This is a genomic window from Campylobacter sp. MG1 (genome assembly GCF_026616895.1).
GTDB lineage: Bacteria > Campylobacterota > Campylobacteria > Campylobacterales > Campylobacteraceae > Campylobacter_E.
On record NZ_JANYME010000005.1, the window covers coordinates 1 to 12,411 of the forward strand.

12 protein-coding genes are annotated in these 12,411 nt (G+C 26.5%); 2 read left to right on the plus strand and 10 right to left on the minus strand.

Annotated elements, in window-relative coordinates:
* Window positions 1-175: 175 nt before the first annotated feature.
* Entirely contained in the window at window positions 176-1,378 is a 1,203-nt protein-coding gene (locus NY022_RS04950; protein ID WP_267524056.1) for a tRNA guanosine(34) transglycosylase Tgt, read from the minus strand.
* 30 nt (window positions 1,379-1,408) lie between these two features.
* On the opposite strand from NY022_RS04950, the gene NY022_RS04955 reads away from it, so the two are divergent.
* Complete coding sequence (locus NY022_RS04955; RefSeq protein ID WP_267524058.1) at window positions 1,409-2,788, plus strand: TrkA C-terminal domain-containing protein; 1,380 nt, start codon at window positions 1,409-1,411, stop codon at window positions 2,786-2,788.
* 2 nt (window positions 2,789-2,790) lie between these two features.
* On the opposite strand, the gene NY022_RS04960 is transcribed toward NY022_RS04955, so the two are convergent.
* The 9 genes from NY022_RS04960 to NY022_RS05000 all read right to left on the minus strand — a co-directional run bounded on the left by NY022_RS04960 (window position 2,791) and on the right by NY022_RS05000 (window position 11,857).
* Window positions 2,791-3,684, minus strand: coding sequence for a DMT family transporter (locus tag NY022_RS04960; protein WP_267524059.1), 894 nt, complete (start codon window positions 3,682-3,684; stop codon window positions 2,791-2,793).
* A gap of 121 nt (window positions 3,685-3,805) precedes the next feature.
* A complete protein-coding gene (locus NY022_RS04965; protein WP_267524062.1) occupies window positions 3,806-4,261 on the minus strand; it encodes a TlpA family protein disulfide reductase in 456 nt (151 codons plus the stop codon).
* Entirely contained in the window at window positions 4,258-4,719 is a 462-nt protein-coding gene (locus NY022_RS04970; protein WP_267524063.1) for a TlpA family protein disulfide reductase, read from the minus strand. The genes NY022_RS04965 and NY022_RS04970 overlap by 4 nt, the downstream gene beginning before the upstream one ends.
* Window positions 4,712-5,362, minus strand: a complete 651-nt coding sequence (locus NY022_RS04975; RefSeq protein WP_267524065.1) for an ABC transporter ATP-binding protein — start codon at window positions 5,360-5,362, stop codon at window positions 4,712-4,714. Before NY022_RS04975 ends, NY022_RS04970 begins: the two co-directional genes overlap by 8 nt.
* Window positions 5,363-6,499 (minus strand): ABC transporter permease, encoded by a 1,137-nt coding sequence (locus NY022_RS04980; RefSeq protein WP_267524067.1) that lies wholly within the window; start codon window positions 6,497-6,499, stop codon window positions 5,363-5,365. It lies immediately after the preceding gene.
* Window positions 6,486-7,769 (minus strand): ABC transporter permease, encoded by a 1,284-nt coding sequence (locus tag NY022_RS04985; protein ID WP_267524069.1) that lies wholly within the window; start codon window positions 7,767-7,769, stop codon window positions 6,486-6,488. The genes NY022_RS04980 and NY022_RS04985 overlap by 14 nt, the downstream gene beginning before the upstream one ends.
* Window positions 7,770-7,778: 9 nt before the next feature.
* Window positions 7,779-9,182 carry a Fe-S-containing protein gene (locus NY022_RS04990; RefSeq protein ID WP_267524071.1) on the minus strand — a complete coding sequence of 468 codons (1,404 nt, stop codon included), beginning with the start codon at window positions 9,180-9,182 and terminating at the stop codon, window positions 7,779-7,781.
* Window positions 9,183-9,242: 60 nt separating this feature from the next.
* A complete protein-coding gene (locus NY022_RS04995; RefSeq protein WP_267524073.1) occupies window positions 9,243-9,779 on the minus strand; it encodes an iron transporter in 537 nt (178 codons plus the stop codon).
* Window positions 9,776-11,857: an FTR1 family iron permease gene (locus NY022_RS05000; RefSeq protein ID WP_267524074.1), complete on the minus strand. Its 2,082-nt coding sequence runs from the start codon at window positions 11,855-11,857 to the stop codon at window positions 9,776-9,778. The genes NY022_RS04995 and NY022_RS05000 overlap by 4 nt, the downstream gene beginning before the upstream one ends.
* Before the next feature lie 184 nt (window positions 11,858-12,041).
* Here NY022_RS05000 and NY022_RS05005 point away from each other — a divergent pair, with 184 nt between their 5' ends.
* Window positions 12,042-12,398 (plus strand): hypothetical protein, encoded by a 357-nt coding sequence (locus NY022_RS05005; RefSeq protein ID WP_267524076.1) that lies wholly within the window; start codon window positions 12,042-12,044, stop codon window positions 12,396-12,398.
* The last annotated feature ends 13 nt before the right edge of the window (window positions 12,399-12,411 follow it).

The following is a 12,411-nucleotide window of genomic DNA, read 5'->3' on the forward strand; positions in this document are numbered from 1 at the left end:
GCTCTTGATCACTTGTTTAGATATCAAAGATTGACGTTGAAATAATTGATATATTTAAAATTAACAATAAAACTATTTAAAATAACATATTTGCTTAACTTATATTTGAGTGTAAATGCAAATGAAAACCTGAATTATATGTTTTTAAACTTAATTAAAACTTAAATTTATAATATCATTTGTGAATTTCTTTGAAATTTTTGTAAAAACTGGTAAAAGTTTTATTAGCTATATTTTCTCTAATCTCACTCATTAAATTTAAATAATAATGCAAATTATGAAGACTTGCTAAGCGAAAAAATGTAATCTCTCCAGCTTTAAACAAATGATGAACATAAGCACGGCTGTAATTTCTACAAGTATAACAAGAGCAGTTTTTATCAATTGGCTCATTATCATCTTTCATAAAACTAGCCTTTATATTTATTTTGCCAAAACTTGTAAATAATGTGCCATTTCTAGCATTTCTAGTAGGCATAACGCAATCAAACATATCAACCCCACGAGCGACATTTTCTACCAAATCAAGCGGAGTTCCAACTCCCATTAAATATCTTGGACGATTTTGTGGCATTTGTGGGGCTAGTTTTTCTACCGTTTCATACATTAATTCATTTGGCTCTCCAACGCTTAACCCACCAATTGCAAGTCCATCAAAATAGTATTCATTTTCAGCATCTAAAATACCTTTTAAACACTCACTTCTTAGCGTATGATTAGTCCCACCTTGAACGATAGCAAAGATATTTTGCTCTCTTTTTAATTCATTTGTATAAAGCTTTTTAAACTCGCTTTTATAAAGCTCTTTTGAATATTTTTGAAGCAAGGTAATTTCATCTGTATTTTGAAATTCTTTTTTCATCTCAAGCGAGAGTTTAGCCCAATAAATAGTGCGTTTAAGACTTGCTTTAATCCTTTCTTCACTAGCAGGTAAAGCACATAAATCATCTAAAACCATACAAATATCACTATTTAATAAATACTCTGTTTTTAAAACACTTGCAGGTGTAAAATGATGTAAGATCCCATCAATGTGGCTTTTAAAAGTAATTCCATCATCACTATGTTTTGTATTTTTACTTAGTGAAAAAGCTTGAAATCCACCACTATCAGTTAGAAAGCTTCCATTAAATTTAGTAAAATTATGTAGCCCGCCGTGTCTAGCTATCAAATCAGCACCTGGTCTTAAATAAGTATGATAAGTATTTGCTAGGATTATTTTTGCTCCTAAAGTCTTTTGCATATCGGTTGCATCTAGGGCTTTTACGCAGCCTTGAGTTCCTACTGGCATAAAACAAGGAGTATTAAATTCCCCGTGAGCTGTGCTTACTTTACCAAGTCTAGCATTATTATCTGTTGAATATAAATCAAATTTCATTATAATTTTCCTTTATAAAATGGAGTTGTTATGAAAAAAATATTAGTTTTAGCACAAATTAATGTAGCAAAAGATTTTTTAAAACGCCTTGCTACCATTAAAGATAATACAAAAGAATATATAATCATTTGCCAAGATGACTTAGATTTTAAAAATAATTTTACTCATATTAAAGTTGATCCAACTAATGCAGCTAGAGTAAAAAACTATATAGATGGCAAAATTGAATTAGGCTTTATACTATTTAATAACGATGAAGACACAAGACTCGCCTATGATGCTTTTAGAAATTTAGCTAAAAGAACAAATGTAATTGTTCTATCTAATAGTAAAGAATATGAAAATGATTCATTTTGTACATTAATTAATACTAAACAAATAATAATAAATAATTTAATAGATAATTTACCTAATATGCCAATGATTGCAAGGGATATTGGATTAGGAAAAGGCGAAATTATGCAAGTAAGGGTTCCTGTTGGCTCAATTTATGCAAATAAACATATAAATGCTATAGCACAAGAATATTATAAAATTGCCTTGATTTATCGTAATTCTAAAATTATTTTACCAAAACCAGATACACAAATTTTACCAAATGATGAATTAATTTTAGTCGGCGACCCAAATATACTAAATTTAATATTTTCAAGGATTAAAGGTCAAGTAGGACAATTTCCTAGTCCTTATGGAGATAGTATTTGTGTAATAATTGATATGAGTATTGATGATAATATAGATAATTTGATAAATACTGCATTATTATTACATAGCAAAAGCAACAGTATAAAATTGATTTTTTATGTGATAAATCCAACTATTAATCATCATTTACAAAAATTAAAAAAACTAAAAAAAATAACAATAAATGTTCACATAAAATATGAAAATATTGATACTAGCCATATTATTGATGAATTTTATTCTAATAATTCAGGAATTTTTATAGTATCAAAACACATATTTAAAAAATATTCTAAAAAATTATATAATAGTTCTATGCCTATTTTAAAAGTAGGAAAAATAGATTTTGCAAAAATCAATACAATAACTTGCATTAGTTCAGGTTCATTAGGTGTAGAAAATTTAACATCAATACTACTTGATATAAGTATAATATTAAATATAGAAGCAAAATTAATGTATTTTGATAATTCTAACGCAATTAGTGATGACTTAATAGAGCATATAGATACACAAAGTAAATTTTTTGGTAAAAATTTAGAACTTGTTGAATTTAAAAGTACTAATCCATTATTTACTATCAAAAATGACTTAACTATTATGCATTGTTTAGGATTTGAAAAACACCTATTAGATAAAAATACTTTTAAATATTTTTCTAATGATTTTTCAAAATTATATGAAATATTAGATGATAATTTTCAATTATTTATACCTATTGAATAAATTTACTTCCTAATAATTGTTAAAAATACAGCACTCATTATCAAAATAAAGCCTATGATTTGAATAAAATCAAGGCTCGTACCTAACCACAAATAAGCAATTATAGCAGCCCCTACTGGTTCAACTGACGCAATTAAACTAGCCTTAGTTGCACCTATTATATTAAGACCAATCATATATGTTCCAAATGCAAAAACCGTTCCTATAATAATGACTGAAAACATTGCTAAAAATAAGTTTAAATCTATATAAAAACTTTTATTCCAAATTTGTTCTTTTAAACACAAAACAATACCCATTATAAGCATCGCATAACCTAAAATAGGCAATGGTGAATAAATTTTATTTAATTTTCTTGGAATTAAAGAATAACAAACAACACCTATTACAGAAAGAGAACAAACAAACAATGCTTTAGGAGTAATAGCAAATTTAGTAAAATCACCATTCGTAGCTAAAAGTAATATGCCAAAAACTACAAAAAACAAAGATAAAATTTCATATAAATTTGGTTTTTTTCTTTCTTCAATACATACTATTAAAATAATAAATGCAGGTGCGGTATATTGAATAACGGTAGCGATTGCTGCATTGCTTAAAGAAATTCCATAAAAATAAAAATATTGACAAAAAAATATACCGAAAAATCCAAACGCTAATAATCTTAATAAATGAAATTTATTTTTAAAAACACCAAATGCTAAATCAATTTTAGATATCTTACAATAAAATAAAGTTGCTAAACCAGCTAGCAATAATCTTAATGGTATTAATATATCAACACTTAAACCACGATTATTCAATATATATTCACCACAAGCACCAGAAAAACCCCACGCTAAACCACCTAAAAAAACAAGTAATGAACCTTGTTTATCATTTAAACACTTACTCATAAAAATCCTAAAAATAATCTAAAAAAATTATAATACTTTTAATTACTTTTAAGAATAAAATATAAATTTACGAAAAATAAAATCAAAAATAATTATAAAAAGTAACACTTATAATAAAAAATCACAATATTTTTAATTCATTTTCTAAGACAGATTTTGGAGTAAGCGATATAAATTTTTTAACCATTTTTCCATCTTTATCATAAATAAACATAGCAGGCACACCCCAAACACCACCTACTACATTGCTTAAATACTCAACATCTAAACTCTCATAAATAGTAGCAAATGTAACACCTTTTAAGCTTTCTTTTGCCATATCATAATCTCTCATACCACCTAATACAGCAATAATTTTATAATCCTTACTAAGCTCATTTAAGATAGGAATTTGTTTAGCACATACACCGCAATCTTTTGTGTAAAAAAACAACATAAAAGGCTCATTTAATCCTTTTAATGCCTTTTTTTTAGCATCATATTTTAAATTTAAAAATTCATTAGAATTAAGTGTTAGCATACTCTCATCTTTACATGCTAAAACAAAAAGAATTAAAAATGCTAATATAAATTTCATAAATTCCTTTCAATTTTTTCTTTAATATAATTAAAGCCCCTATCACCTAAAATTTTTTCAACTAAAATCCCATCTTTTATTATAAATAAAGTAGGAACTGCAAAAATTTCATACCTACTCCATGAAATATCTTGTTGGTCTTTTAAAAATATCATGCTCTCATAATTATGTTCATCTTCATGTTTTTTAATTACTTTTAAATCATCAATAGAATTAATTGCATATATTTTAATATTATTCTTAACAGCATAATCATTTAAATTTGCCATCACTTTAAGACAAGCAGCGCAACCATTCTCCCAAAATTCAACTATTTCAATACCATTTCTTAAGAGTTTTACATTTTCATTATTCGTAGTTTTTGCAAAAATATCAGGTGCTTTAGAATTAATACTTAAATTTGATTCATCGCAAGCCATAAAAACTAAAGCAAATAAAAATAAAATTATTTTATTCATTCACTATAAGTCCATCTTTAATAGTAATTATCTCATCTCCATTTTTAGCCAAGTCAGGATTGTGAGTAATTAATATAATTGTCTTGCCTTCGCTTCTTAATTTTTTAAATATATCTAAAACTATTTCTCCATTTTCTTCATCAAGATTGCCAGTAGGCTCATCAGCTAATAAAATATTTGGATTATTAATAAGACTTCTAGCTATGCAAAGGCGTTGTTGCTGACCACCACTTAATTCGCTAGGTAAATGCTCTAATCTATCTAATAATCCTACTTTATCTAAGATTTTCTTAGCATCATTTTCTTCAATACTTGAATGATAATATTGAGCTAGCATAACATTTTCTAATACGCTTAAATAAGGTATTAAATGAAATTGTTGAAAAATAAGCCCTATTTTTTCTCTTCTTATTCTTTGTTTATCAGCTTCACTTAAATGAGTTACATTAATACCATCTAAAAAGTATTCGCCTTCACTTGCATTATCAAGCAATGATAAAATATTTAAAAGCGTAGTTTTTCCACTACCACTCTTACCTACAATACTAAGCCAACGACCTTGATTTAATTCAAAATTAAGACCTTTTAAAACATGGGCTTTATCAAATCTTTTATGTAAATTACTAATCTTAATAATACTCATTTATTCTCCTCTTAAATTATCTACAATATCTATACTAAGGGCTTTTCTTATAGGAAAAAATGCAGCAAATGCAGCAAATAAAAATGAAATTAAAATTGCTATTATAAAAGCACTAAATCTAAAATCAATACTAGCATTAAAAATAATAGAACCTAAAAGTTGTGCTAGTAAATAACCGCCAACCGAGCCTAATAACGAAGCAATTAAAGTAAGTATAAAAACTTCGCTAGCAAATAATTTTATAATATGATTTTTATTTGCACCTAAAGCTATGTGTAATGAAATTTCTTTTTTTCTTGAAAAAATAATAGAACTAAGTGTGTTATTAACGCTAGTAGAACTTATTATTAAAATAACAATAGATATTAAAAACATAAGACCTTTAATCTTTTCTAAAATAGCTCCTTCTTTCATACTAACACTAGGAATAGTTTTAAGTTCTGCATTTTTATTATTTATGCTTTCACTTAAAGTATTTAAATTTTCAAAATCATCATCAACTATTAAGGACACATAAGAATATTTAAAAATTCCTGAAAATTCCTTAGCTTCTTCTAAATTTATAAAAGCCATAGCATCAATTTCATCACCACTTGAGAATATACCCTTTACTATAAAAGTTTTTTCAATAACCTTATCATTATGTTTGTAATTTAAAATTAATTTAGAATTAAGTTTTTTATCAAGCGTATTAGCTAAATCAACACCAAGATATATACTATCGCTTTTTGAATATTCATTAGGACTTAAATTTCCTTTTAAAATAGTTAGAAATTTATTAATTTTTTTAAATTCATCAAAATTAACACCAGCAACTAATATCTGCCTACTTGAATAGCTAGGAGTAAAGTATAAATATGGTGAAAATGCTAAGAGTTTATTAGAATTTATTTCTTTTTTAATATTTATAACATCTTCAATATCTACATAATCACTATTTTTTGCACTTAAAATCATATTAGCACCATAACTTTTAAGCTCTTTACTCATTTTATTGTCAATATCAAAATATACATTTAAAAAAGCGTTAGATACAGCAGTCCCCATAAAAATAGCTATAATAATAATTAATAATCTTTGTTTAGAAAAGCATATGCTTTTTTTAACCTGAGTTGTGAAAAAATTATTTCCTACCATAAAGCACCTCAACAATTTCAAGTTTTATAAAATTCTTAGTAGCAAGTAATGAGCCAAATATAGCAATTAAACTTGCAAAAAACATACATATAAATATAATGATAAAATTATAACTTATGCTATGAGAAAAAATATTCAAGGCAATTAAATCACTTACAAAAAATCCGAAAATACTCCCAAACACACTAGCAACTAAACTAACACATAAATAATCAACCATAAATATCAAATATATTTGTAAATTATTTGCACCTAAAGCTTTTAATAATCCTATTTCTTTTGAACGCCTATAAACATCACTATTTATAAGAGATGCTTGTGCAACACTAGCAACAACTAAAGATATTAAAAATATTATTCCCATTAAACCTTGAATTTTTTTAACGATAGAGCTTTCAGCATCTGCTACTTTACTAACGGCTTTTGCACTTGCTCCTTTGTAATCTTCTTCTATTTGATAAGCGATTGAACTAACATAAGCGGTACAATACCATTTATCAAATTCAACTGAATCAAGGCTATCTTTATCATGCCTTGCTCTAATAGCTAAATCATTTTCAGGAATTGTAAGTGCTGAAACTTCAGCTCTTTCGTATGTAGCATCATCACCTATAATCTCATTCAATTTATCAATATTTATTATTAATTTATTATCATAATCACCTAAATTATTAATAATACCTACTATTTTTATTTTTTTTACGCCTGATTCAAATTCAACATCAATTTCATCACCACTTTTTAAACCAAAAGTATTAGCAAATTCAGTCCCTATATTTGCTTGAATTTCTTTATTTTCATCATCTACAAAATTCATATCACTTTTCCAAAAAGGAAATAGTCCTAAAATCCCTGTAGTATAATCATCTTCGCCATCTATAGGGATATTTTTATTAAAATAAGTACCTAAAATTTTTATCTCTTTTCCTTGATATTTAGCCTTATAATCCTTAAATGGAGCAAAAGCTATTATGTTATTTCTCCAAAAAATTTCTTTTATCTTGTGTAAATCTTTAAGTTCTAAATAATTCTTACTTTCAAATGGTTTAAAAGTTTTATTTCCAACTTCTATGCTAAGTGCTGAACCTTGTGGTACCACACTAATATTAGCTCCATAATTTCTTAATTCCTTTGTAAGTTCATTACCTACACCCATAGTAATATTTAACATACAAGAAAGTAGCAAACAAGCTAAAAAAATAGTAGCAAAACTAAGGAGTTTTTGAGTTACATTACCAAAAATTGACTTTTTTATAATTCTTAAAAACATTTTTTCTCCTTAACTTTGATATCCATTTATTCTAAAAGGAACAATATCACTTGTGCTTACATATTTATCTGGATTTTGTTTAAATTCCTCATAACTTTTATCAGTGCTAAAATAATAATTTATTCCATTATACATATATGATTTTTTAGCTTTTAAATTTATAAATTTATCTCCATTAACGGGGTCTATTACTTCAACTTCTACAATCTCACTAAAATAATTTTCTCCATTAATAATTTCACTGATTTTAATTAAAAATTTATTATTTTTCTCATCTATTTCATATTCAAGCGGGATAGGATTACATCCACCAGCTTTACCAACACTTGGTAAAAATAATCTCACATTACAAGCTACACAAATTAATTCATCATTTTGTAAAATATAGCCTAAATCACCGCAAATCATACAAGAATCAAAAACAGCAACAGGTGTAATCTTACCTTTAAAACGATTGATAATAAAAAATCTTATTTTTTTACCTGAACTTGAGATATAGGCATATCTATGAAGTTTACCATCACTAACTTCTTGTAAATTAAATTCAAAATAATCTTTACTCTTAGGTGTAATTACTAAAGGCTCATCTATTGATATAGGTTTTGAAGCTACTAAATCATAATAAATAATTACTAAAAAAGATACAACGCTCAATAAAAATGTAATACTAAAATGAATATTAATCGTATTAATTAAGTGTTTATTTTTTCTATATTCTATATCAAAATCACACCTTTTTTCTCTAAATTTTGGACGCAATTTTAAACATAATCCAACATAAATAATAGCTAAAATTAAACAAATATAATAATAAAATTCAACATAATGTTTACTTTTACCAATATAGCTTAACAACAAATCACTATCACTTAAAACACCTAAGCTTCTAGTTTTCATTCCATAAAGTGCTAATTCAGCTAGACATTCATTTATAAACATCAAAGCTAAAATAATGGCTATAAACAAATTTAATTTTGACTTTGAATGTTTAGTTGAATATGTAAAGCTAATAAAAAACACAAAACAAACAAAAATCGCTAATAATATAAATGCAAAATTAAATACCCCTTGAGTATCTAATAAATTAGACTCAAATATAGGAAAATTTGAACTCATCAAAAAATATCTAATAGAACAAGCAAATGTTAATAAAATTGAACTAATAAAACTAATAATTTTAAAATTTCTTAAAAACACCATTATAAGTGAAACAATTAAAATACTATCAGCTATTATCAAACCTATTTTATTTTGTTTTTCATAATTAATTATATAAAAAGCAATATATCCAAAAATAAAACCAACTAATGCTGAGATTAAAACTTTAAAAACTGAATTATTCTTACCTACAAACGCTACGAAAAAACTAATCACAAAGGCTTCAAGAAATAAATGCATAAAATATATACTCATTATTGTCCTTATTTTTGTATATTTTATATAGAAAGCATTTTAGCTTTCTATATTTAAGTTTTATTTATCAGGTGTTCCTGTGTATTTGAATTTATATTTAACGCTAAAAGTATCAAACCACTTATCAACACCTGTTTCTTTATCTACGTGGCGACCAAAACCTTGTTTTTCAGGATTATCAATTACAAATTCTAATTCATAATTACCAATTCCTGTATCCATTTTAATATTTGCACCATAGTGAGGACCATCATCAGCTACCATTGGCATAAGTTTTCCAACTTTTGTTTTACCATTATCAAGGTTAGTTAATTTATAGCCAATTGTAAGATATGGCATCCAAAAACCTTCAGGAAAACCATTTGGATTTTCTTTAAGAGCGTGAATGTCAGCTTCTAAGTGAATATCAGCTAAAGACGCTGCTAAATCAATACCTCTTGGCTCCATTTCAATTGGTTGAAGATACACAGCTGCTATTTCCATTCCGTGTAATTTATAGCTTTCTGCACCATCAATTGTAGGAATTTCAACTTCTCCTGCAAACACTGAAGACGCTAAAAAAGCACCTGCTACTAAACTAAGCAATGATTTTTTCATTGTTTCTCCTTTGATTTGATTTGCATATAAACAACTCCTCCTATTAATAGGACGAGGATTATTGCCTGTAAAACTAAGCTCTCATAATAAGGATATAATCCTAACCAAGTAATGCTTTCAAATTGCATTGGTATGAGATGTGGAGTTAAGACCTTGCCCTCAACAAGTTCCATAATCCCTTTGCCTGTAAAAGCAAAACACATATAAAAAATAATGATTGAGGTTATTAAGAAAAATTGTTTTATAGGAATTCTAATTGCACCAGCTTTAAGTAAGAAATATAAAACTACTAATATAACAATACCAAGAGCTAAACCACCTAAAACAGCACTAAGTCCAGCACCAGAACCAGAATCAATCAATAATGCTTGATAAAATAATATTGTTTCAGCACCTTCTCTAAATACTGCTAAAAACACGGTCCACCATAATGTTTTAGCACTTCCATTTGTAATAGCTAATCTTGCTTGCTCTTTTAAATTACTTGCATATTTTTTATTTCTTGCATTACTAAGTAGCCAAAAGCCAACATAAAATAATAAAACAACAGCAATTAGCATTGTTACACCTTCTATTAGCTCTCTACTTTGTCCTGAATTTTTAATAAAATATGAAACTATAAAAGCAGTGATAAATGATAAAACAACACCACTACCAAGTGCTGAATAAGCTATATTTAATCTGTCTTTATTACCACTTTGAATAATATATGAAATTATTGCAACTACTATTATTAAAGCTTCTAAACCTTCTCTTAAAATAATAGTAAGTGATGATATAAATAAAAACCAAACACTTGTATCATTGATTTTATCTAACTGACTTTCAATTAATTTGTTTAACTCATCAAAATTAGCAATTAACTCATCTTTAGAAGCCTTACTTTTAATTAGTGCTGTTCCTTTAGTAAATTTTGCTTCTATTTCAAGCTTTATATTTGAATTAACAGCACCAATTTTACTCTCCATTCCTTTTGCTTCAAAAATGTCTAAATATATATTTTGAAGAGCATCAATACTTGCTTTTTCTCCCATTGTTTCATAGTCTTGAACTATTTTATTTAAAGCTATTTTAATATCAGTTGCAACTTGAGTATAATCTACATTCTTAGTCTCATCAACATATCCAACTAATTTTAATTTATCTAAATTACTAGCATCTATTTTAGTCATTACATCAAATATAGAATCTAATATCTCTTCACTTCTAGCTCTCATATCGCTTTCAGTTACTTTTCCTTCGCGAATATCACTGCCAAAACTTCTTAACTTGCTTCTCATATTAAGATTTTTTGTTGCATTTATTAGAATTTCAATATTTGTATTTATATATATTTCTTCTCTTGCAACGCCAATTGTATCAGCTGCTTTTGTAAATTCTCCTTGCTTATTGTATTGAATAGCTTCGTCAAATTTCTCACTTAATAAATCATATACATATTGTAATTTCGGGTCAATCGCAGCTGCTGCTTGAAGGTCTTCTAAACTATCATAAACTTCTTTTTGCATAGTTGGTTTTGTGATTTCTCCACTTGCTTCTTTGCTAAGATGGGCTAATTCTGCTGCTTTTTGTTCTTCACATTTAGTTTTTGCACTATTTTCATCTGCTCCAAACATCATCTCACCTTCAATGCAAGTTTTTAATAAATTCTCTCTTGCATTCATTTCAGCTTTTGCTTTATCATAATTTGGATCAGATGCTACTGCAACTATTTTAAAGCCATTTTGTATAACTGGCGTTACTTCTTCTAAATCAAATATCAAACCATCTATTAAAGCTTCAATTTTGCCTATATTTTCTCCACGCCCATAATAACCACGAAGATTGGTAAATTTTCTCTCCATCAAATAGCCTTTTCTACCAATATTTCTTCCAATAGGACCTTCCATATTTTCAAAATGTTGAAAATAAGCTTCACTTGCAAGTTGTCTTGCAGTTTTTGCATCACCTTTTTTATAGGCTTCTAAACCTTTATTTAGCTTTTCTATAATTAAATCTTTTTCCTTGAAATAATCAACATCATCTCTAGCTATTAATGAACTGATGAGTACAAAAATAACAAATAATAATCTTTTCACAGTGCAACCCTTATTCATTTTTTAAGATTATAGAACCTATATATAAATCAAATTTAAATGATAGTTATTATTTTTTTCATAATTTATCAATTAGAGCTTTAATTGATAAAAAAATATTATTTATATTAACCATTTTTAATAATTAACATCTAGAATTCTCCGACTTTTTTAAAAGGAGATGAAAATGAAAAAAGTATGTTTGTCATTAGTTGCCTTTATAGGTCTTAATTTATGTGCTGCTGAAATTCCTGCAGTTGATGTTTTAGATTGCAAAAGTGCTGAATGTATCAATGATGCAAAAGCTGAAAAAATACTAGAAAAAAGTGAGCAAAAGGTAGTAGAAGAAGTAAAAGCTAAAGAAGAAGTGGTAAAACAAGTTAGCGATAAAATAGAAGAAAAAAAAGAAGTAGTCAAAGAAGAAGTAAATCAAACAAAAGAAGAAGTTAAAAAGGCAAAAAAAGAAGCTAAGAAAAACAAAAAAAGTAAAGAAACTAAAAAATCAAAACACAATAAAAAAGAAAAAGTAGAAAATAAACAATAATTTATTATTACGA